Origin of the sequence: Phyllobacterium zundukense (genome assembly GCF_025452195.1) — a bacterium.
Taxonomy (GTDB): domain Bacteria; phylum Pseudomonadota; class Alphaproteobacteria; order Rhizobiales; family Rhizobiaceae; genus Phyllobacterium; species Phyllobacterium zundukense_A.
In genome coordinates, this window is sequence record NZ_CP104972.1 from 195,548 (window position 1) to 217,658 (window position 22,111).

25 protein-coding genes and 1 pseudogene are annotated in these 22,111 nt (G+C 56.6%); all 26 read right to left on the reverse strand.

Annotated elements, in window-relative coordinates; all coding sequences use genetic code 11:
* Positions 1-3 precede the first annotated feature (3 nt).
* The gene (locus N8E88_RS08345) at positions 4-582 is read right to left on the reverse strand and encodes a rod-binding protein (protein WP_262292110.1); all 579 of its coding nucleotides are present in this window, start codon (positions 580-582) and stop codon (positions 4-6) included.
* Between the two features lie 75 nt (positions 583-657).
* Positions 658-1,065: a hypothetical protein gene (locus tag N8E88_RS08350; RefSeq protein WP_262292111.1), complete on the reverse strand. Its 408-nt coding sequence runs from the start codon at positions 1,063-1,065 to the stop codon at positions 658-660.
* Positions 1,066-1,068: 3 nt separating this feature from the next.
* The gene (fliR, locus tag N8E88_RS08355) at positions 1,069-1,818 is read right to left on the reverse strand and encodes a flagellar biosynthetic protein FliR (protein ID WP_262292112.1); all 750 of its coding nucleotides are present in this window, start codon (positions 1,816-1,818) and stop codon (positions 1,069-1,071) included.
* 10 nt (positions 1,819-1,828) lie between these two features.
* Positions 1,829-3,919 (reverse strand): flagellar biosynthesis protein FlhA, encoded by a 2,091-nt coding sequence (gene flhA / locus N8E88_RS08360; RefSeq protein ID WP_262292113.1) that lies wholly within the window; start codon positions 3,917-3,919, stop codon positions 1,829-1,831.
* Positions 3,920-3,993: 74 nt separating this feature from the next.
* Entirely contained in the window at positions 3,994-4,260 is a 267-nt protein-coding gene (locus N8E88_RS08365) for a flagellar biosynthetic protein FliQ (protein ID WP_114430738.1), read from the reverse strand.
* A complete protein-coding gene (flgD, locus tag N8E88_RS08370; RefSeq protein ID WP_262292114.1) occupies positions 4,253-4,660 on the reverse strand; it encodes a flagellar hook assembly protein FlgD in 408 nt (135 codons plus the stop codon). Before flgD ends, N8E88_RS08365 begins: the two co-directional genes overlap by 8 nt.
* Positions 4,657-5,097 (reverse strand): flagellar biosynthesis repressor FlbT, encoded by a 441-nt coding sequence (gene flbT / locus N8E88_RS08375; RefSeq protein WP_262292115.1) that lies wholly within the window; start codon positions 5,095-5,097, stop codon positions 4,657-4,659. The genes flgD and flbT overlap by 4 nt, the downstream gene beginning before the upstream one ends.
* 2 nt (positions 5,098-5,099) lie before the next feature.
* Positions 5,100-5,444 (reverse strand): flagellar biosynthesis regulator FlaF, encoded by a 345-nt coding sequence (gene flaF / locus N8E88_RS08380; RefSeq protein WP_262292116.1) that lies wholly within the window; start codon positions 5,442-5,444, stop codon positions 5,100-5,102.
* A 45-nt stretch (positions 5,445-5,489) separates the two neighbouring features.
* Entirely contained in the window at positions 5,490-6,539 is a 1,050-nt protein-coding gene (locus N8E88_RS08385) for a flagellar hook-associated family protein (protein WP_262292117.1), read from the reverse strand.
* A gap of 2 nt (positions 6,540-6,541) precedes the next feature.
* Positions 6,542-8,008 carry a flagellar hook-associated protein FlgK gene (flgK, locus tag N8E88_RS08390; protein WP_262292118.1) on the reverse strand — a complete coding sequence of 489 codons (1,467 nt, stop codon included), beginning with the start codon at positions 8,006-8,008 and terminating at the stop codon, positions 6,542-6,544.
* Between the two features lie 31 nt (positions 8,009-8,039).
* Positions 8,040-9,302: a flagellar hook protein FlgE gene (locus tag N8E88_RS08395; protein WP_262292119.1), complete on the reverse strand. Its 1,263-nt coding sequence runs from the start codon at positions 9,300-9,302 to the stop codon at positions 8,040-8,042.
* Between the two features lie 139 nt (positions 9,303-9,441).
* Positions 9,442-10,113: a flagellar transcriptional regulator FtcR gene (gene ftcR, locus N8E88_RS08400; protein ID WP_262292120.1), complete on the reverse strand. Its 672-nt coding sequence runs from the start codon at positions 10,111-10,113 to the stop codon at positions 9,442-9,444.
* 237 nt (positions 10,114-10,350) lie between these two features.
* The gene (locus tag N8E88_RS08405) at positions 10,351-10,941 is read right to left on the reverse strand and encodes a transglycosylase SLT domain-containing protein (protein ID WP_410010575.1); all 591 of its coding nucleotides are present in this window, start codon (positions 10,939-10,941) and stop codon (positions 10,351-10,353) included.
* Positions 10,874-12,097: a flagellar hook-length control protein FliK gene (locus N8E88_RS08410; RefSeq protein ID WP_262292121.1), complete on the reverse strand. Its 1,224-nt coding sequence runs from the start codon at positions 12,095-12,097 to the stop codon at positions 10,874-10,876. Before N8E88_RS08410 ends, N8E88_RS08405 begins: the two co-directional genes overlap by 68 nt.
* Positions 12,094-13,296 (reverse strand): MotC family chemotaxis protein, encoded by a 1,203-nt coding sequence (locus tag N8E88_RS08415; RefSeq protein ID WP_262292122.1) that lies wholly within the window; start codon positions 13,294-13,296, stop codon positions 12,094-12,096. The genes N8E88_RS08410 and N8E88_RS08415 overlap by 4 nt, the downstream gene beginning before the upstream one ends.
* Positions 13,293-14,536: pseudogene (locus tag N8E88_RS08420) on the reverse strand (MotB family protein). Before N8E88_RS08420 ends, N8E88_RS08415 begins: the two are co-directional and overlap by 4 nt.
* Positions 14,526-14,972: a hypothetical protein gene (locus tag N8E88_RS08425; protein WP_262292124.1), complete on the reverse strand. Its 447-nt coding sequence runs from the start codon at positions 14,970-14,972 to the stop codon at positions 14,526-14,528. Before N8E88_RS08425 ends, N8E88_RS08420 begins: the two are co-directional and overlap by 11 nt.
* Complete coding sequence (locus N8E88_RS08430; protein ID WP_262292125.1) at positions 14,941-15,192, reverse strand: hypothetical protein; 252 nt, start codon at positions 15,190-15,192, stop codon at positions 14,941-14,943. The genes N8E88_RS08425 and N8E88_RS08430 overlap by 32 nt, the downstream gene beginning before the upstream one ends.
* Positions 15,192-16,838 (reverse strand): flagellar basal-body MS-ring/collar protein FliF, encoded by a 1,647-nt coding sequence (gene fliF / locus N8E88_RS08435; RefSeq protein ID WP_262292126.1) that lies wholly within the window; start codon positions 16,836-16,838, stop codon positions 15,192-15,194. The genes N8E88_RS08430 and fliF overlap by 1 nt, the downstream gene beginning before the upstream one ends.
* A 139-nt stretch (positions 16,839-16,977) precedes the next feature.
* Entirely contained in the window at positions 16,978-17,760 is a 783-nt protein-coding gene (locus N8E88_RS08440; RefSeq protein WP_106718358.1) for a flagellin N-terminal helical domain-containing protein, read from the reverse strand.
* Between the two features lie 185 nt (positions 17,761-17,945).
* Positions 17,946-18,680 carry a flagellar type III secretion system pore protein FliP gene (gene fliP, locus N8E88_RS08445; protein ID WP_262292127.1) on the reverse strand — a complete coding sequence of 245 codons (735 nt, stop codon included), beginning with the start codon at positions 18,678-18,680 and terminating at the stop codon, positions 17,946-17,948.
* Positions 18,677-19,159 (reverse strand): flagellar basal body-associated FliL family protein, encoded by a 483-nt coding sequence (locus N8E88_RS08450; protein ID WP_262292128.1) that lies wholly within the window; start codon positions 19,157-19,159, stop codon positions 18,677-18,679. Before N8E88_RS08450 ends, fliP begins: the two co-directional genes overlap by 4 nt.
* Before the next feature lie 5 nt (positions 19,160-19,164).
* Positions 19,165-19,878 carry a flagellar basal body L-ring protein FlgH gene (gene flgH / locus N8E88_RS08455; protein WP_262292129.1) on the reverse strand — a complete coding sequence of 238 codons (714 nt, stop codon included), beginning with the start codon at positions 19,876-19,878 and terminating at the stop codon, positions 19,165-19,167.
* Positions 19,875-20,408 (reverse strand): MotE family protein, encoded by a 534-nt coding sequence (locus N8E88_RS08460; protein ID WP_315975232.1) that lies wholly within the window; start codon positions 20,406-20,408, stop codon positions 19,875-19,877. The genes flgH and N8E88_RS08460 overlap by 4 nt, the downstream gene beginning before the upstream one ends.
* A complete protein-coding gene (locus N8E88_RS08465; protein ID WP_262292384.1) occupies positions 20,405-21,646 on the reverse strand; it encodes a flagellar basal body P-ring protein FlgI in 1,242 nt (413 codons plus the stop codon). The genes N8E88_RS08460 and N8E88_RS08465 overlap by 4 nt, the downstream gene beginning before the upstream one ends.
* Positions 21,646-22,098, reverse strand: coding sequence for a flagellar basal body P-ring formation chaperone FlgA (gene flgA / locus N8E88_RS08470; protein ID WP_315975241.1), 453 nt, complete (start codon positions 22,096-22,098; stop codon positions 21,646-21,648). The genes N8E88_RS08465 and flgA overlap by 1 nt, the downstream gene beginning before the upstream one ends.
* Positions 22,099-22,111 lie beyond the last annotated feature (13 nt).

A 22,111-nucleotide genomic window follows, 5' to 3' on the forward strand; every position in this document is an offset into this window, starting at 1 on the left:
GCTCTAACTCTGCCTGGAGTTGTCAACGCTTTCCGTTGATTTCAATTGCTTATGAATGAGCTGGCGTTGGATCTGGTACAAAATGACATTTGAATCCTGGTTTTGAAAATGTTGCTGATCTATCGACATCCCCGAAACTTTCTCAGCCTGCGCTGCGGCTTCAGACTTTGCCTTCTTTTCGCTCTGCTGCGCCAACATGCGGGCGACGCCTATGCCGCCGGCATCGGCAATCTTGTTGGCGACAGCTTCGGCCATCATCGATTTCCAGTAGTCTCCGGCAATTCCTTCGCCGAAGACTGCCTGATTGTCTCCCGTGAACATGGATTCGACGAAGGATTGCAGCATGAATGCTTCGAACTTTTTGAATGCAGCGTTCGGTGCATGCGTTACGCTACCGGCAATGGAGCCACTTGACGAAACCGGTTGCTGCATGGCCGCAAAGTTCTCACGTGACAGCTGCATCTGTGCCGCAACGCGGTCGGAAGCCATGCTGCGCAACTTCTCCAACGAGGTTCGCAACGTGTCCGGATCGGCTGCCATGGCAACATCCAACACCAGATCGGAAGGTGGATTAATAGCCATCGATTCCTGTTCCATCCTGTTTCATTGCATGCACCCTACCCTCCCAAACTTACGGGAGGCTTGAGACTTGCATCTTTAGATTGCGTGTCTGCCAAGCAGATGTCCCATATACTCGTCCGCTTCCTCGGCAATCTCGGCTCGCGATATCCTTTTGGTTAAATCACGAAGCCGGCTCTCCAACGTGTCGAGCGTACGCGACGCTTTCAGCAGATTCCGTTTGGCTTCGACCACCTGTTCCGACAACTGGGCCTGAAGCGACTTGTTGGTCTCGAGACGCATCAAGATGATATGCACGGGAACAGACGCGCTTGCACCTACGACAAAACGATCTTCCTGCATCCTGAAAAGAGCGTCATTCTCCTCCTTGATCGCAGCCTGTTTTGCATTAAGGCGTGACAGCTCCAGCTCATGGCGCGCTTTGGCGAGCTTTTGCAGCCTGATCAATCCGAGATAGGATGTCCGGGATGCGTCATTCATTGTCATCACTCAAAAGTTCCTCAGATACATTCCTGCCTCATTGGTGAAAAAACGCATCAGGTCGGACATGCTGAAATAGAGTAGCATCAACCCGCCGGCGAGGACGAAGGGCAACGAAATGAAATAAACGGGAATCGATGGCGTGAGCTTGTTGATCAGGCCCACCGCTATATTGACCACGACGGCGAAGACGATAAAGGGGGCAGCGATGCGTATGGTGCTCATAAACGCCTTGGACAAAGTGTCGGTCAGGTTGACCATCGCCGTTGCCGGCTGGAAGATGCCGTCCACCGGGATTGTCGAATAGGATGAAAGCAGCGCACGCAACACCTCCAGATGCAGGTCCGATACGAAGAACAGACACAGCGCGCAGAGCGTGATCAGGCTTGCAATGGCTGCCTGTGGTTCGTCCGATTCAATGGCACGCTCTGGTGCGCCTGAATATCCAGTCGCCATCGCCATGGCATTAGCCATGAATTGCAGCGCCCAAAAGTAGAGGCGCGACAGAATGCCGATGAACGCGCCAACGATCGCTTCGATGACGATGATCCGCATCAGCATCAAAGGGGCCGCCTTTGCCGCCGGAGTGACCTGCGCCAGCACCAGCGGCACGACCATGAGAGAGCATGCGAGTGCCAGGAAAAGGCGTATTTGCATGGGAATGCGTGGACTGGAAATGCCCGGCATGATCATCAGGCAGGCTCCTACACGGGCAAAAACAAGCAGGGCCGCAATGATGCTATCGCTTAATGGCGGCATGTTTGGAGCCTCACGAAATGGTGCCGAGGGAACGCACCTCCACCCCGCGTGCGATCTCGACATGGGACAGGACTGACAATGTCGCGAACAGGCGCTCGATGATCATTCTGATGTAAGGCCGCGCTTCCGGCGAAGCAACGAGGACGAAGCGCTCGCCCCCATCAAGGTGCTTGCGGATCGCAACACTGGCTTCGTTGCCGAATTGCTCCAGGAGACGCGGATCGATATCGAATTCCGTAATCTCGCCCTTGGCATCACGTTTGAGACTCTGGTGGAAAACCAAATCCCAACGGTTGCCGAGACGCAAAACCGAAAGAACGCCATTGTCGGCAAGGTCGCCGCAAATTTGCTGTGCCATACGCATCCGCACATGTTCGACGATCATTTCCGAGCGGCGAATATGGGGTGCCACTTCCGCTATTGCTTCGAGAATGAGATTCAGGTTGCGGATCGACACCCGTTCCGTCAGCAGCAGCTTGAGAACCGCCTGCAGGCCGGAATAGGACAGATGTGCCGGACAGATATCGTCGAGCAATTTGCGGTATTCGGGTCCAAGACGGTCCAACAGTGCGCGCATATCCTTATAGGAAAGCAGCTGTGCCAGGTTGTTGCGGACGATCTCGCTGAGATGCGTCAACAATACGGAGAGATTGTCGACCGTCATGTAGTTGTCGCGCTTGAGGTCGGCGGCAAAGATTTCCGGGACGGAATAGGCTTTCATGCCAAACGCCGGCTCCCTCACCTCTTCACCCGGCACATGCGGGGGTGGCCGGTCGCCGGGGATAACCAGGATTTCACCGACCCGCAGCTCATGCGAAGCCACGACTGTCCCGTGGATCTTGATCCGGTATGTCTTGGGTGGCAGAAGAAAATCATCTGTAACTTTGATTTCCGGGACGACAAAACCATACTCGACCGCAAATTTCTTGCGCATCTTGTTGACGCGATGCGCAAGTTCAAGCTGCGATGCGAGCAGTCTTGCCGAGATTTGCTTGCCAAGACAAAGCTCGATCTGCGCCGTTTCGAGCGAGGCCCTGACCGAATCGCGGTCTTCCTGTTCCGCATGTTTCTGCTTCAGCGCGATTTCGGCCTGCGCAGCAGCCGCTGCCTTGGCGAGCTTGCGCGGGACCGATACACCAATCGCCACAAGACCAGCTGCAAGCACGAAAAACGGAAAGGCAGGCAGCCCTGGCAAGATGCCGAGCACGAATAATAACAGGGCCGCGACGAACAGCGCTTTCGGATAAGCACCAAGCTGACCAAAAACGGCCTTGTCGGTGGAGCCGCGCGTCCCGCCTTTAGAGACAAGAAGGCCGGCCGCAAGCGATACGATCAATGCCGGGATTTGGGTGACGAGACCATCGCCGACAGAGAGCTTGGTAAAGACATCGGCAGCTTCGCCGACTTCCATGCCATGCCGCGTCACGCCAATGATAATACCGCCAAAGATGTTGACGGCGGTAATGATGAGGCCGGCAATTGCGTCGCCACGCACGAATTTTGAAGCACCGTCCATCGATCCGAAAAAGGCGCTTTCTTCTTCCAGTTCGCGCCGCCGGTGCTGCGCTTCCTTCTCGTCGATAAGGCCGGACGAAAGGTCCGCGTCGATGGCCATCTGCTTGCCCGGAATGGCGTCGAGCGTGAAGCGCGCACCAACTTCGGCAATACGCGTGGCGCCCTTGGTGATGACAAGAAAATTGACAATGATAAGGATGGCAAAGACCACAAGACCGATGACGAAATCACCGCCCATGACAAACTGCGAAAAGCCGTGGATGACTTGGCCGGCCGCGGCGTACCCTTCATCGCCATGGGTCAGGATAACACGCGTCGTCGCAATATTGAGCGACAGGCGCATCATTGTCGCAATCAAAAGCACCGTCGGAAAGGCAGAGAAATCGAGTGGCCGCTGGATCCACAGCGACACCATCAGGATGAGTACGGAGAGGGCAATGGAAAATGCGAGACCAATATCGAGAATGATTGGTGAAACCGGCAGGAAGAGCACCGTGAGGATGATGACGATGCCGAGAGCAAGGCCAACATCGCTGCCCGTCAGATAGCCCTTGTCACCCAATCGTTTTGCTGCGGCTTGCTGCACGGCATTCTCCTGTTGTCACGCGGACAATAGATACCGAAGCTTGTGCGAAGCCAGCGCGCGCGTGGCGAAGCGCGTCAGAAACCCTTCTCGATCCGGGAATAGGCCAGCAGTGTCAGCGTGTTGATCTGTGAGCCGACGAAGGGCGCGGTCAATGCCAGAACCGCCAGGATGACGAGGATCTTGGGGACGAAGGTAAGCGTGATTTCCTGTATTTGTGTCAGTGCCTGAAACAGCGCAATGCAGACCCCAGCCAGCATTGCAGCTCCGACTGCCGGGCCAGACGCAACGATTACCGTCCAGATAGCCTGATTGACGATATCGAGTGCATCTGCCTCATTCATTGCCGGCCGAAATGACGATGCCGGCAGTGATTGGAAGCTGGGCGCCACCGACGAGCGTTGCGATCATGCCGTCACTGTAGATGCGCACGGACTCGACAACGCCCTTGACGGTACCGTCAGCACTCGTGACGGTGCGACCGATGATGCCATCGGCTTGTGACAGGGATGAACTCGCAAGCAACTGGTCGAGTTTGCTATTGGTCTGAACCGCTTGTTCAACGCTCGAAAACTGTGCGAGCTGTGAGATTTGCTGTGTTGCGTCCATCGGCTCGGTCGGATCCTGATTTTTCATTTCCGCCACAAGCAATTTCAAAAACGCCTGATAGTCGACGCCGGGTCCGGTTGCCTTAGACGTATCCGTCGTATCGGCCTGTGTTCCTACGGGAGGGATCGTGGTCATGGGTTTGCCTCCGGCCTGACGGCCCTGTCTGTTTGAGAGGAAATGGTTTGTTCTACTGGGCCGAAAAGAATTTGTGCTTCCAGTGCGTAGAGCAATCGGATGGATTTCAGGGCGTCGAACACACGTTCGTTGCATATCATCTCGTCGATCAGCTTCAATTCTTTCAACATCTGCCGGTTTTCGAAGGTTGAAAGGAGTGACGCCAGCATCCGCTTGAAGGTGCGGTTTGCCTCCTCTTTCACAGCAGGGTTAATCAGCATGATCTGTGCGGCGAAATAGAGCTGGCGTAGAGGCGTTGTCGTCTGATCCGCCTGAATGACGTGGCTTTCGAGAAGAAAACTGACATCGTTCATGAATTCGATGGAGACCTTGCGGTCAACACGCAAGACTGCCCCGTTCACATAGACTTTCTCACCGGCACGTAACGAGAGTTTCATGATCAAAGCCCGTCGCGAATGGTCTTGGTAATATCAATAATGCTGTCGTAGTCTCGTGAGGTCTCCTGCCGGATGGATTCCAGTTGCCTCAGAATGAACAGACCGATCGAAATCAGTGATGCCCGCAATTGCGGCGGCAATCCATTGGCGGGACTGCCGAGATCTTCGATCACAATCATCCACAGACGCGAGGTAAAATACACCGCCTCGATACCCTTGTGAGAATAGCTGCCTTCGTCGCGAGCCGCTTCCAGCATCATGATCGACTGATCGAACAAGGAACGTTCCCGCTCCCTGGCTTCGTCAGCACCGTCGTTCATGATGTCGTCGTATCGGGCCTGGTACATGCGCTTTTCCGGTTTTTAACGAACGCGGCTGTCGCGTTCGTTGATTTACTTCAGGTAATTGAGCAGGCTCAGGCTCTGGATCTTCACGGTCAAGGCATAGGACGCATCGATCTGGGTCCGCAAGGCCTCCACCCGGTTGGCGGCCTCAAACGGGTCCACCGCCTCCAGATCGAGGACCGAGCTGTTGAGAACATTGATCTGTACCGTCAGCCGGTCGGTCGCGTCCTTTGTCCGGGCTTGGGCATTGCCCAGGAAGGACTGAGCACCCGCCAGTGACGTAGAGTTCTGGTTGGTCGTCTCCGCGACCTTGTCGATTACCGTATCAAACGCTGCCTGATTGAGCCCGATGTCACCGAGTTCCGCCATCATCGTGTAGCTCATAGCGAGCTGACGAAACCCGGAATTATTGGCGCTAACCGACGTCTCCGCCAACTCGGTCGGGGCAATCCGGCTCTTGACGAGCGTGTCTGACGCCGAAGACCAGTTGGCCGACCAGGACGCGGAAGCGAATTCGGCCGCGAGCGACGTGTCCAGATAAGTTTTCATGGCTGCCGCGGTTATATTTGCCACCTGCGGGTCAGTGGTCGGGAAGCCGAAATAGTCCTGAAACGACTGCAAAACAGCGGCCCGCGCGGGATCGCCTGCGGAGCCGTAGTCCCCCAGCGGCTTTACGTCAGTGTTTTCTCCCGCGAAAATATACTCGCCGTTGTAGCTGGTGTTGATCAGGTCAGTGGCGGTCTGCAACAGACCCTTCGCTTTGTCGACTATTATCGAACGGCCCTCGCTTGCTCCGCGCATTGCCGTTACATTGCCGAGAAAATCCTGCGATCCTTTGATGACGTTGCTCAGGGCATTTTGAGACGCCTTCATGCGTTCCGCGATCAGTCCATTGGTCTGGGTCAAAACTGTCAGGCGATCATGCTCTTTGCGCAGGGAAATCGACTGACCGGTGCGGCTGCCAAGCGTAAGCCCTTTGTCGAAAACAAAACCCGTTGTTGCTTCCTGATTCGCCTTGACCAGTTCTGCCTGGGCCCTGGCGATAATGTTCCGTGTCGAGTTGGATAGCATATAGGATGAAACCGACTGGGTCTTCATATCTATCTCACCGCCTGAAAGAGTTCGTTCAACATGGCGTCGACGGCTGAGATGATTTGCGCCGATGCCTTGTAGGAATGTTCAAGATCAAGCATCGACGCCATCTCCGTGTCGATATTCACACCGCTGCTATTGGAAATTGCGTCTTCGGCGCGCGATGCCAGAACGGTGTTGTACTCATTCGTCTGGGTTACGGATTTGCGCTTGGTCTCAAGCGAACTGATCGTGGCTGCAGAAAAATCAAGGAGACTTTTCCCATCGCCGGCGGCCGCGTCCGGATCGTAGGTGCGAGGCGCCGAGATAGCACCGATAAGACCCTGGAGCCGCGCCGAAAACCCTGACGAGCCATCGGGATTGTGCACATAATCTGCTCCGGCCGCCCCGCCATCTCGCAAAAGTGCGGGATTGCCGCCTTCCGTCAGGATGAAGGCGGCGTGAACCTTGATTGTGCCGGCAATGCCCGGGAGAATCGCCGCGTCCGCCGGCATTGTTGGCGCATCTGAATAGGTGAACAGGCCCGGCACCGTCGGTAGCGTCGCTGGTGTCTTCTGGTCCTTTTCCGCGAACATGCTGACAAGGCTGCGCGCTATCTCGTCGAGCTGGTTTTGATAGGCCGGCGCCGTGTCGTCGCGCAATTGCAACAGACCGCTGAGGCGGCCAGTACCATAGGGCTGCTGAAATGTTCCATGCGACAGCGGCACGCCATCGACATAGACATCGTTGCCGCCTGTACCGGCGCTGAATGCGCTGGTCGGTGTGAAGCTGACCGTTCGTGGGGAGCCTTCGAAAAGGGTTACGCCGGATTCGGCAAACACCACCATGTCATTATCGCCGCGGACCAGCGTGGTGATGCCGATCTCGCCTGATATCTGCTTCAGCAGGCCATCGCGCTGGTCGAGATAATCCGAGACGTCTGTGCCGGAACGCGTGCCATTGATGATCCGGTCGTTGACGGTCTCGAACTGCGACAGCAGCGCATTCAGATTCTTGACGGAATCGCCGATGTCGTTGTCGGCATCCTGGCGCAGCTTCTGCGTTTCTTCCGTGCCCTGGTTCAGCGCGTTGGCGAGTTCCGTCGCCTTGGTGACGGTGGATTCGCCAACCGAAGTGTTGCCAGGCTGCGAGGCGTAGAGCTGCAATGAATCGCGCAAGTCTCCAAGCAGCGAACTTGGCGATCCCGATGCATCATCGGCAGAATAGATACCGGACAGCCGGTCGAGACCGGCCTGCAACGTGTTGGAAGCACTGTATTGACTGTTGCTTTCAATGAACTTGGACAGGAGCGCGGAGTCGGCGGAACGGGTCATGGATAGATAGGTCGATCCGTTTGCCCCGCTCACGACGGTACCAATACGCCGCGTAAAATCAGGATCGTTGGCGCCCGCAATGTTGCGGGAAACCAACGCTGTCTGTTTCGATACGGTATTGAGAGCACTCTGAGCAGTAAGGAGCGCCGAAGTTAGTGACATGCTCTGTGTCCATTCGCCATTAGAAGTTCAGCTATCTTTTCAGATTGACCAGCACGTCCATCAAATCCGCACCGGTCTGAAAGACCTTCGAATTTGCCGTGTAGCTTCTCTGGGATTCGATCATTTCCGTCAGTTCCTGCGCGATGTCGGCATTCGATTCTTCCAGCGCCCCGGATGTCAGCGTGCCAAAGCTGCCGCTGCCGGCAAAGCCAAGCTGGACGTCGCCGGATTCGGCACTCGGTGAGAACACATTGCCTGTCATGACAAGCAGGTTGTCAGGACTTGGAACGTCGGCCAGCGCAATCTGGTAGATCGCCCGTTTCGCACCGTTCTTGTAGATGGCGGTTACGGTGCCATCATCGGCGATGCTGACATTTTCGATCGGGCTTGGCGTGTTGCCGTCGATCTTTACCTCGATAGGCGTGTAATCACCTGCCAGCTGTTTGGTGGCGGAAAAGTCGATTTCCAGCGCCTGTCCGTTTGGCACTGGGATCGAGATCGACTTGTCCGCAGACGTGAGCTTGCCGGTGACGGCATCGAACGTATAATTTTCCGTAGTCAACGGCGCGGCAGGAGCATAGGGAAATCCACCAGCAGCCGATGCATTGGCGTGATTATAGGCGGCAACTTCCCAGCTATTGTTTGCGGTCTTGGTGAAGTAGAGATCGACGACGACGACGTTACCGAGATTGTCGAATGTCTGTACGGATGTCTTGGCCGTATATTGAGCCGACGCCGTGGCGTTTGTCGGCGGGCGGTCAGCTGCGGCAATGATCGCAGCGCCCGCCGGGAGATTGGCCGTGAAGATACCCGTCTTGCTTGGATCGGCGATCAGGTCGTTCTGGGCGATATTGACCTTTTCGAGCCCCTGAAAGCCATTGGCAACCGGATTGACGTTGCCGTTGACCACGGGATAACCCATCAGATAGTAGCCGGCCGAATTGACGAGGTTGCCTTGCGCATCAGGCACGAATGAACCGGCGCGCGTCAGATATGGGGTGTCATCCGCGTTGCCGACAATGAAAAACCCATTGCCTTTCAGCGCAAGGTCGGTCGACGACGTCGTAAAGCGCTGCGAACCGTCATCCGAGATATGGTGGCGGATGACCGTTTCGACACCACCGGAATTATAAGCCCCGCCAGAACTTGGCAACACCAGTGATGCGAACTGCGTGCTGGCGCGCTTGTAACCGGTCGTGCTGGAGTTGGCGATGTTGTCCGCCACGGTCGACAGCCTGTTGGCCTGAGCATTCATGCCCGACACACCGGTTCGCATCATTCCATAGAGGCTCATTTCCGTCTCCTTGCACCGTGATTCCGTTCAAAATCGTTAGCGCGCAATACTTGCGCGAAGCTGACGTTCAGGTGGTGTCACTGGGGAATACTTGAATTTCGACTTGACCGCCGACGGTGGTCAAAATTGCTCTGGACGGTTAGTCCAGATTGATGCAGTAGCCGAGAAAGCGCTTGGAATCGATCGGATCATAACCAAGTTGCTCACGCAGCTTTTTGCGAAGCTTGCTGATGTGACTCTCAACGACACTTTCCTCGACGTCGCTGTCGAAGATGCCGTAGATCGCGCTGAATATCTGCGCCTTGTTCAGGCGTCGCCCGCGATTGGCAATCAAATATTCAAGTATTCGACGCTCCCGCCGCGGCAGGGAAAAATCAAGCCCATTGACCTGCGGATCGCGGCCGTCAGAAAATACTCGGATTGGACCTACCTGTGTTCCCGCATCCCCATTGCCATAGCGGCGGCGAATAGCATTAATTCGCGCCAGTATTTCTCGCACATGCATGGGCTTGCGAACCACATCGTCGACACCTGCCTGGAAAAGCTCCAGCGTGTGTTCCAATGACTGCGTCTCATTGACAGCAATGACCGGCGCCGAACAGCGCTCTCGAATTTTTTGTGGAAACTGGCTACGATTGACACATTCTCCTATGAGAAATGCCTCGACCGCCATAATGTCGTTCTTCTGAACGGTGGCGACCCAATCGCCGAAATCGTTCGGAGTAAAACCTGTTGTTGTTATGCCCTCGCGGGCGAACCACGCCGAATACCCACTCGTCACCAGACTTCGTTCGTCGACGACTACAATCACTGCCCCACCTTCCGAATCATTTATTTTGCCCCAAGCAACACACAACTAGCGGGGCCGACGACTCGGCGACAATTCCCAATATATTGTACCTAATTTATTGGGAGATCTAAATAATTCGGATTAGGTGAATTCTTGGGGAGGTTGGCGGTTCCTGCGCAAGGCAGGATGATTACTCATTCGACCTTTAAATATGACACTGAAGGCAAATTCACGTTTTATTACCAAGTATTAACACAATCACTTATCGCAAAACATTCGCGCCTTCGGCGTCCAGTTCCCGAAACCGGTAGCCACCATATTTTCCATTACCCGGCAAACATATTGCTTCTGGGCCGGGTCGTTATTGGGTCCCGCGTGATAGCGCGCAACCGCCATGGTCCAACCGCCTTCGCGTGCTCTAAGCTCTTTTAGAAATCGCGCGGCGTAATCCACATTCGTGGCAGGGTTTAACATAGCCTCTACAGAGGCAAACTTGTTGGCGTGAAAATAGTGATTTATCTGCATGCATCCAAGGTCGATGAGCTTCGCTCCCTGTGAACGCGCCTCGTTGAATTTGGCCACGGCAGCTGCCGCTGATGGCATGAAAACGGCTTTGCTTTCGATATTCATTGCATAGGGCTGGAGCGAGTCCTTGTGCCCGGTTTCAGTCAAACCGACCGCGTAGAGAATACCGATGGGAATATCGTACTTCATCGAGGCACGGTGCATTTGCCGCTCGCAGAGGTTTTGTGCCGAGGCGGTCTGCGACGCAAGTAACAGGCTAGACAACCAACCCGCGTGAAAGGCGGCGCTCGATATCCGGATGAGTTGCCTTTTCCACACGCTCATCGGATCGCATCTCCGCAAAAGGCCATTGATTGCCAGAACGGTCACCGGGCGTGCCCTGGAATCCGGATTGGCCCTGGCCGCTGCCCCGTGCACCGGGCTGCTGATCCTGCGCGGACGGGTTGTGCTGCCCGGTCTGCGCGCTCGATGAGGTGCCGGAGCGATCAATCACCGAGATGGTGACCGAGGCGGCATCATCCGCCGCACCCGCGCGCTGCAGGGCCTTGCCAAGCATGTCATGGTCCTTGGCGAGATGTTCTGCCATCGCCGGGTTTTCCGCCATCAACTGGATATGCATGCCTTCGGGCGTCAGGCGCATGCGCGCGGTGACCGTTCCAAGTTCAATGGGCTGAAGCTGAACCACCAGCGTTCTGGCGCCCGGCGTGCTGCGATCGGAAAGCACTTGGACATCGGTTATCGGCCGGCGGGACGTTTGTACCGGCATCGCATTATTCGATGCAGCCGCAGTAAGTTTTGCCTCCAGCTGAACCGATGGGGATGGCGCGGACGGTGCCGTCTCAACAGGCGCGGCGTATTCCACCGGGGCGGCCTTGCTGCTCACCTTGGGTTTCGGTGCCTCAGGGGCCTGCGTCGCTGGCGCAACGTCCTGTCCGGCATGCGGGACTTGTCTGCCGGGTTCCTGTTTGTCCTGCAAAGGAGCGGCTACCTGCCTATCCGTGACGGCGTTCAGATCGGTCTTGCCGGACTTGTTATCGGGCGCGGATATCTCGGCCGGTTTTTCGCTTTTCTGACCCGCCTCGACGCTTTGTATGGGTTCTGCAGTGATAATATCGGCTTTGGTTGACGCGTTGGCCTTGGTGACAGGTTGCGGCTGCTCGCTGTTTTCGTGCTGCTGCCGGTCGAGCAGTTGTTCAAAAGCAAGGATTGCCTGCCCGAAGATGCCTTGGGCGGGAGCGTCGCGAACATCCTTGTGCTCGTCCAGCTCCGCCCTATCCCGCAATTCCGCCAAGCGCTTGTCCGGCTTTGCGTTCTCCTTGTCGAGTTTCAGCTTCGGACCAATGGCCCTGACCATGGAGCTGAAATCCGAAAGCACATCCTTGTCCTTCGCCGGCTTTTGGTCGGGCATGTCGTCCCTGCCCTTGTCGCGGACAATCGCGTCAAGCATTGTCTTGAGAGGCATCTGAACTCCAATGGTCATTTCCTGGCCTTCCCGAGAAGCGCGTCAATGGCGTCGAGTTTCTTGCGTGTCTCATCAATCATCGGATCAAGCGTTTCAATGGGCGTTGTTTCGGCCCTGCCAGCCCCGGCGGCTGCCCTGGAACTCTCCGCGGCTGAAGCCTGCTGCGGTCCGACCATTGCCGGAATTGGCTGCGCAAGAATCTTGTTCGCCATCGTGGTCGCAGCTTCCATCAGCTCTACATCCCGGCCGTGCAGGCGATCTTTCGGCAATTGCGAAAGCATGGCCTTGGCCTCGCCGGTCTTGTCGGAACCAACATTGCTGACCGCGAGATAGAGCCTGGCCTGCGTATCGTCTGTCTTGAGCGCAGTTGAAAGGGCTTCGGCCTGTTGCGAGGCAAATCGGGCCCGCCCCATATCGCCATCCACGATCGCACCTCGGGCAAGGCGCAGGTAGAAAGGCAAGCGGGCCCCGGGCCACGCCAATGAGGCCATTTCTTCGATTTCCGCATTGCTGATCTTGTCCTTGAACACCATCAAGGCGTCGACAAGCTGGCGAAAGAAGTCCTCCGAATAGGGGGAGAAGGCGAAGCGCTGCAGATAATTGCGCGCCATCAACCTGACCTTGTCCTTGTCGCCAAGACGTGCCGCGATCATCAGACCACGCCGCAGCGCCGCCTCCTCCAGCAGCGTTCCCGGCGCGTTGAGGCGTATATAATCCAGCCGCTTGAGTGCAGTTCCCGCGTCGATGCCGGCGAGTTGCGTCGCCGTGACCAGATAGATCGATGCGACAAGCTCGATGGGAACATTGGGCGGCAGCTCCTGGAAATTCTCGATGATGCGCAGCGTATCGCCATCGGCATAAGCCAGAGACCCTGCCACGAGTTTGGGATCGACCTGGCCAAGATTTGCCGAGGTCAATATGGTGCGAACAACCTGCGGATTGCCGCCATTGAGGAGATAAATGAAAATGGCGTAGACATTTGCCGGTTTCGACCAGACTTCCGGCTTTGCCATTTGAAGCTGTGCAGCGATATGGCCGAGCACGCGATTGAGCATCGGCAATGCTTCCGGCTTTCCGGACGCCACCTGATCCTGCAGCATGCGCATGGATCGCACCAGCATGTAGGGCTCCGGTGAGGGCATTGCAGCCTGCGCCGTCGTCAGCGGCAGGCTGAACAGGCCGAATAACAACAAGCGGATGGTTTGCCGCGCGATCATCGGGACGCTGTCTTCAGAAAGATATCGATGCGCCGGTTCTGGGCAGCGTAAGGATCTGCCGGAATTTTCGGGTCGCGGTCGGCATAGCCTTCGACACGCAGGATACGCTTGCCGTCAAGACCACCACGCGTCAGCATATAGTAGGCCATGTGCGCCCGCGCGGAAGACAGGCGCCAATTGTCATAGGTTTCGCTTTTGAACGGGCGCGCATCCGTGTGTCCGCTGATGATGACATCGCCCTTGCGGCTTGCGATGATCTTGGCGATTTCATCAAGCACCTGCACCACGCGCTTGTCGGGCTTGGCCGATCCTATGGCAAACATGCCATAGTCGACCTTGTCGGTGAGCTGGATCATGACGCCATCTTCCGTAGGGACGACCGAAATGTCCGGCGCTTTTTCATCCTGGCTTGCGCCGATTTTCTTGGATATCTCGGCAGCAAGTTCACGCGCGGCATTGATCTCAATCGCGCCGGGCTTCTCATCTTTCGCCGCTGCCTTTTCGGCATTCGTCGGCTTGGCATCATTGGATGGTGCAGCTTTCGCATCGTTAAGCGGCTCGCCAGCGGCCATTCGTTTTTCCAGCGCCACCTGCTTGGCTTGGACGTCAGCATCAGAAGCCTCTTTCGGCCTTGGCGCTATCGCTTTGTCCTCGGATGGAGGTGAAGTAACCGGACTGTCCGTCAGCGGGAAAATCTCATCTTCAACGTGGGTCGACCAGTAATTGGGATTGAATGGGTCGCGATAGGCGTCTCCGCCCTTGGCACCTGTCGATGGACCGGCACGATTGGAACCGCCCTCCCCTGCTGCAGAACGATTTTGCAGGACGCCGGACTCTGTGGCGATCTCGGCAAGTACGGCATACGGATCCTTGAAAATCTGCCGTTCTTCGGTTGCAGGTGGTGATTGAACCTGCTTTTCGTTGCGCGCACTTTTGGTTTCGGCATCAGTCGCATCCAGGCTTTCAAAGCGAACCTTGCCCTCCTGATTGTCGGTTTCCTCGATGCCCTTCGGCCTCGACTGCCGGTCCATCAGCTTGACCGGATTGAAATAGGCAGCAACGGCGGCCTTCGTTTCCTCGTTGGCCGCATTGATGAGCCACATGACAAGGAAGAAGGCCATCATCGCGGTCATGAAATCCGCATAGGCGATTTTCCACACCCCCCGTGATGGCCCTCTTCATGTTCACGGCCACGCCGGACGATTATGATCTCACGGTGCGTTTCGGGATCAATGTTCATTGCTCGTATCTCTCAATGCGTCGATGAGGCGGCCAAGCCGTGTCTCGACCACTGCGTCATCCAGTTTCATCGACAATTCCGATTGGCCAGCTTCCCGGAAGGTGCACCGTATCGGATCGATTTCCGGTCGCATGCGAAGCACGTCGAGAAGATGGGATGGACCGGAAATTTCCATGCTCACAGCGTCGAACCCTTTGGTCATCCGTTCCACCTCATGAGCAAATGCCTCGACGGCGCGTTGGCGCAAGCGTTCTTCGACGAAAGGTGTGAGAACTGCAGCGAGCGAACCCGAAAGATCCGATGAAATCGCGGCCAGCCCGTCATTGATCTGCACAGCCAGGCGCGTGCCGGTTTGTTGCATGAAGAGCACTTCGGCAGCGGCCAGCTGATCCTGGAATTCCCTCTCAAGCCGGATTTTCTCGGCCTCGAACAGCACCGCGGCCTCTGCCTGGCCAGATTCTGCGTCCCGCGACGAATGCCTCCTTGACCTTCAACTCATAGTCGATGAGTTCGACAACATCCTCCGATGGCTCCTCGATCTCCGCCAACAACTCGGCTCGGTCCCGGCTCACGGCCGCAAACACGGTGACGCGCTCCGCTGGCACATGCTTCGGCGTGAAATCAGTCAGCACACTGGCGACAGAGCGAGCGACCATCAGGCTGCCTCGTGAACCCATTGTTTGAGGATGGCCGCGACCCGTTCTTCATCCATGTCGATCATCTGCTCGAGACGATTTTGCGCGGGCACACGCATGCGTCGTCTAAGTTCGCTCAGATCATCATAGGGCAGGCTATGTTCGCCATGGGCCTGCGCCACGACCGGAAGATTGGACGCCGCGGGCAAACCTGGAACCGGAAGGTTGGAGCCAGAGGCGAGTTGCAGAGCTTCCTGCGGCCTGTTCATCTCACGCATCAAGGGGCGCACTCCAAACCACAGCACAAGCCCGACAGCCGCAATCAGGGCTGCAGCATTGATGAAACTGCCGGCCTGGCGGAAGATCATCTCAGACACCGGAGTTGAGGCAGGCGCCAGCTGCTCACCGGAAGCCTCCATGAAATTGACCGCAGTCACGTTGATCACGTCGCCGCGCTTTTGATCAAGACCCGCCGCCGTTGCGACAAGTTCGGTGATTTTTGCTATCTGCTGCTCCAGGAATTTATCGGGAGCCGGTGTCACACCGGCCGTTGCCAAAAGGCGCGCCTGGTCGATGACGACTGCGATCGAGAGCCGCTTGATCTGATAGCTGTCGCTTGTCGTTGACACCGTCTTCGAGTTCAGCTCGTAATTGGTCAGTTCTTCGCGCTTGTCCGTCTTTTCCGAAGAATTATCGCCATTCTTGCTGGCGATTTCTTCCTGCGGAATGTTCTGTTCGACACCTGTCGCGTTGTCGCTGGTCGAATTTTGCGAATCGCCACTCTCGCGCACCACCCGCACCGAACGTTCGACGCGCGATTCGGGATCAAAGACCGTCTCGTTGGTCTGGCGGCGATCGGTATCGAGCGCGACCTGGACACTGGTCTGGAAATGACCAACGCCAAGATAGGGCGCAAGGGCCTTGCGGATATTCTCATCCACCGACGCCGAAACATTCTGTTCGAGCGTCGCCGACATCACCGCACCCGCATTCGTGCCGTCATCCTTCGAGGCGAGAAGACGGCCATTGGTATCGAGAATGGTGACTTCGGCAGCGGTAAGCTGCGGCACTGCGGCAGCAACGAGCTGGCGGATCGACTGTGCCGATTCGATGGCGAAATCGCCTTCGGTGCGAATGACGACCGAGGCGGATGGCGCCTGATCGCCGCGGCGGAAGCTGCCCTTTTCCGGCAAGACGATATGAACGCGGGCGGCCTTGATGCCGCGAATTGCCTGAATGGTACGGGAAATTTCACCCTCGAGCGCGCGAACCCGGGTGATTTCCTGCATGAACGAGGTGAGGCCGAGCGAGCCCATATTGTCGAAGAGCTCGTAGCCGGCATTGTTGCTGGTGGGCAGACCCTTTTCCGCCAGGTACATGCGTGCCTGATCGGCCTTGCCAAAGGCCACGAGAATGGAGGTGCCATCGGATTTCACATCGAAGGGAATACCGGCTTCACCGAGCGCCATGCCCATGCGGTTGACGTCGTCACGGCTGAGACCGACATAAAGGGTCTCATACTGCGGACGATTGAGGTAAAAGCTCGATACCAGGATGGCGCTGAACAGCGTGATGCCAATGATCCCAAGAGCAATGAGCCGCCTTGCGCCAAGCTTCTGCATCGCTGTGCCGAGCTGCGCAAATGTCTGTCTTATGTTCTTTTCCATCAATTCCCACCACCGTCGCGTGATGGAACCATAGAGCGCGAAGCTTGCGCGAAGTTAGAGCCGCGTGTCGGAGCATCGTTGCAAAACAAAAAGGGCCACGCGAAGCGTGGCCCAAATCTGACTAGAAGAATTATCGTTATTAGCCGCGGAACAGCGACAGGATGCTCTGGTTGCTGGAGTTGGCAATCGAAAGAGCCTGGATACCGAGCTGCTGCTGAACCTGAAGAGCCGACAAACGTGCGGATTCGGCGTTCATGTCAGCGTCTACGAGCTGGCCAACGCCGCGATCGATTGCGTCCATCAGATTGCCGGTGAACGTCTGCTGGGTGTCAATACGAGTCTTGGCAGAGCCGAGAGCTGCAGCAGCAGCCTTCATGGCGTTAACGGCTGTTTCTACGGTTGAGGACGATGTTGCAGCGGTCAATGCGGCTTCAAGGTCATAGGCCGCGACGCTCATCGTTGTTACGCCGGTACCAGACGTGTAGCCGGTCACGATGTTCTGTGCCGCACCACCAGTCTCCAGAAGGTTTACACCCTGGAATGTTGCACCCTGCGCCATCTCGACGATCTGGGCCTTCATTTCAGCGATGTCGGCGTCGATGATGGTGCCGTCGGTGCCAGGCGTTTCCTTGGCAACATATTTCGCCTGAATCTTGCTGGCGAGGTCGATAGCACTGGTCAATGCGGTGTAAGCGGTGTCAACGATCGACGCGCCGAGACCAAGACCGTCCTTGACTGCCGAAAGAGCGGAATTCTGCGTGCGCATGCCGGTCGCGATTGACCAATAAGCGGCATTATCGGAAGCGGTAGAAACGCGCTGGCCGGTAGCAATACGGTCCTGCGTGGTAGCAAGATTCTTGTTGGTTGTGTTCAGTGTCTGCAGCGCAGTCATTGCTGATGCGTTTGTAAGAATGCTGGTCATAGGATGAAGCCCCTGATGAGATATCTGGATCGGGACATATCGGATTTTACCGATTTGACGGAGCGGCATGATGCCTATTGTCTCAACGACAACCCGTCATGGCGTGATGAGTACGACATAAGTATTACAGTTTCAATAACACAAAATGTTAATTTTTTCTTCTTGGTAAAGAGCTGGACAGCCCTTCAGGAAAACGAGCGGATCAGGCTGCCGACAAGAATATTCCAGCCATCGATGAGCACGAAGAACAGGATCTTGAAGGGGAGCGACAATACCGTCGGCGGCAGCATCATCATGCCCATCGACATGGTCAGCGTCGCAACGATGAGGTCGATCACCAGAAACGGCAAGACGATCAGGAAGCCGATCTCGAAACCGCGGCGCAGTTCAGAGATCATAAAGGCTGGAATGAGGATGCGCATGTCGACAACTTCATTGGCTTTGGTGCGAAAGGACTCGTCCGCCAGATCCTCGAAAAGGCGCAGATCCTTGTCGCGCACCTGTCGCAGCATGAACTCGCGGAACGGGGTGGCGATCTCGTTGATAGCCACTTCCTGTGTAATCTGATTGTTGACCAGCGGCTGGACGCCATTTTGCCAAGCCCGATCAAACACAGGCGCCATGACATAGAATGTCATGAACAAGGCAAGGCTGATCATCACCAGATTGGCCGGCGTCGTCTGCAGGCCCAGACCTGAGCGCAGCATGGAAAAGGCAATGGCGAAGCGGGTAAAGCTGGTCACCATGATCAACAGGCCCGGCGCGATGGACAGCACCGTCAGCGCTGCCAGCATCTGCATGATCTGGCCACTGGTCGATGCACTGCCGGGCGGGAGCAAACCTTCAAGCAGCGAGGTTTGGGCCATCGCGCTCCCGGTGAGAACCAGGAGTAACGCAGGCGTCAGAAAACATCTTTTCATTCCATCACCAGCGCCCAGATATAGACTTTTTCGATCTTGCCTTCGGAGCGTATTGCCGCGCGCTCCTGCAAATCAGTCCTTAGATACTCGATCCCTGCGGGCCCGCGCAGCTGCATTAAATTGACTGTTTTCATGAAAGCCATGAAATCGCCAGCGACCGTGGCGGCAAGCTCGTCCGAAACCTTTTCGCCGGGCCGCGCGACGACACCGGCTTCGAGCCTGATCCACACGTCCTGCGGTATCTTGATGTTGGTGAGTATTGGTTTCAGCGGAACGACGCTGCCCGTAGGCACTTCCGCTGCCATAGTCTGTTTGGCACTCTCGGTCTTGGCTGCTTCGGAAAGGCCCAAGCCGAGTTGGCCGCCAAGCAACCAGCCACCGCCCGCTGCGACAAGCGTCAGCACCGCAACGACGCCGATCAGCGCGACAATCGAAGGCCCTTTCGGGGCGGATGGCGTAGCTTCAGCAACACTCATCATCAATCCTAGATCGGCGACACGGTATCGAGGATCTGCTGCCCCCAAGGCGGCTGTTGCACCTCGCTTTGCCGTCCACGTCCACCATAGAAAATCCGCGCTTCGGCAATCTTGTCGTATGGAATTCTGTTCAGATTGGTGATGTCGCGGGGACGGACCACGCCCGCCACATTAAGAACCCGCAACTCGTTGTTGACCCCGATTTCCTGGGAGCCCCGGATAACCATGTTGCCGTTCGGCAAAATGGCGGTCACGATCGCGGCAACCTGCAGATTGATCTTTTCCGATCTGTCGATTTTGCCCTCGCCCTTGGACCGGCTATCCGAATTGAGCGCAAGGTTTCCTTCAATATCGCTGGCGGACACCCCACTACCGCCTATGTCAGCGGACAATCCGTAGCCGGAGGATGCGACACGCGACCGGTCAGATTTGTTGTCCAGCTTTGCCTTGTCGTCAATCGTGATATCAACCGTCAGCACGTCGCCGGGATTGGTCGCCCTGGGGTCACGAAAGAAGCTCGCCTGACTATCGCGCCACAGCGAATATTTTTGCGGCCGCGGTTGCGACGGGTAATAGGCCGGGTCGGTAACGTTGAAGCCCTGGCCAACACCTGTGCCGACCGGCGACATTTCCGGCGCGCGATTGAAGTCGCGAATGTTGTTCGCGCAGCCGGCAAGAGCGAACACGCTGACAAGGGCGATTGATTGTGCCGCTTTTTTCATTGGGCGGTTCTTTCTGCTGCTGGAACAATGCGTGACCCGACGATGACGCGGGCAAGCTTCGATGATTTTTCCGCAGGCATTTCATTCAAGATGACACTGGAGACCCGGGGGTTAAGTTTGAGAAGAAGTGCTGCCGCGGCTTCATCACCAAGCAGCGCCATCTGCGCTGCTGCTGCATCCGGCCGCATCTTGGAGATGATGCCAACAAGGGAATCTTCGGCCTTGTCGATAAACTCGTCGCGCCGCTTCAGCCAGACTTCATATTCCTTGCGCTTGGTATCGAGCTGCTCGATACGGCTGTCTATGTCTGCCCGCAGCTGTGCCAGTTCGCGTGTCTGCATGGCATAGCGTTCGTCGGCCGCCTTGTCGCTGATGTTGGTGCAATAGCGGTCAATCTCCTGACCGCTCTCTTGCTTGACTGCCGTTTCCTGCGAAACAGCATGGGTCACAGGCAGCAACAGAGCCGAAGTGAACACGAGCGCCGCAAGACTTGGCCTGATCGATTTCTTTAGACCCGATACCATAGTCATTGGACCACCAGCTCCGCATGCAATGCGCCCGCCGTCTTGATACCCTGCAGGATCGCGATAATTCCCTGTGGTTTGACGCCGATCTGATTCAGCCCTTTAACGAGACTTTCGAGATCGGTGCCGCCGAGAATGCCGAGCTTCGACGCCTGTGTTGCATCAATGGTCGTGTTCGGTTCGACTGCAGTCACGCCATCGGAAAAAGGCTCGGGCTGGACGATCGTCGGTGTCTCGGTGACGCGCACCGACAAGCTGCCATGGCTGATTGCGACACGCGAGATACGCACCTTTTCACCGATAACCACCGTGCCGGTGCGCTCATCGACCACAACACGTGCGACTTCATCCGTCACCACCGGCAGGCCCTCGATTTCAGCGAGGAATCGTGTTGCGGAAATATTCTTTGGCCTGCGCAAGCGGATCGACTTTGAGTCGCGTTCTTTCGCAACCGGCTGGTTATAGCGGCGCTTGGCAAAGGCATTGATCGTATCGGTGATGCGTATGGCTGTCGTAAAGTCTGCCTCGCGCAATTCAACCACAAGTTCGTCCTGGCCGAAATTGCCGGTCACTTCCTTTTCAACGAGCGCGCCGTTCGGAATGCGGCCACTGGTCGGAACGCCTTGCGTCAAGGTTTCAGCCTGTCCCGAAGCCACGAAGCCGGAGACGACCATATTTCCCTGTGCAACAGCATAGGTCTGGCCATCGGCCGCGGCCAGCGGCGTCATCACCAATGTTCCGCCGGCAAGCGAGGTTGCGTCACCGAGGGAGGAAACCGTAATATCGATGCGTGAGCCGCGTCCGGCAAAGGGTGGCAGGTTGGCGGTGACGATAACCGCCGCGACATTCTTTACCCGCGAGGAGCCCGGAGGTGGGCTAATTCCGAGATTGTCGAGCATCGCCCGCAAGGATTGTTCGGTGAAAGGTGCACTGCGCAGGCTGTCGCCCGTCCCATTCAAGCCTATGACGAGACCATAACCGACAAGCTGATTTTCGCGCACGCCCTGGATGTTGGCGATATCCTTCAGGCGGGCAATCGCGCCGCCTTGTCCCAACGGCGACGCGGGACCGCCCCAGTGCCCGTCATCACCTCTTTGCAGCGCGGCCTGGGCTTCGGCCTTTCGCCACGCAGCCTTGGCTTCGCCAGGTGTGCCATAGAGTTTGGCATTCGCCGACGGCTCAGCTGCGTTCACGACGACCGTACCTGCCAGTATCCCGACGAGGAGAGCGGCTGTAAAACGCATCATTGCATCCCGACCTGGATGCTGCCGTCAGCCAACACCGTGCCGGAGACAATAATGCCGCTGTCCATATTGCGTACCTTGATGAAGTCGCCAGCGTGTCCGGCTTCCATCGGCGTGCCTTTGGCGGTGATGACCAATGTACCCGTGCTGTACACCAGAGCTACCGGAACACCGCGCTCGACCAGATCAGGCTCATTCAATGCATTGACCAGAATTGGCTGTCCTGGCAGCAGGGTACGGCGTGCCACCTTGCCGACAAGCTGTTGCGAAGACAGGACATATTGGCCCGCTGCACTTGCTTTGATCGTGAAGTATTTTTCGTGAAGTCCTGAACCACCGATTATCTCGCCCGGGTAGATAATCTGCGAGGGAACGAGGAACGCTATGCGGTCGGCATGGGCGGCAAACGCAAACGGCCAAACGCAGCCGGCCAAGGCCACTATGCGAATGATATTTTTAGCCGAA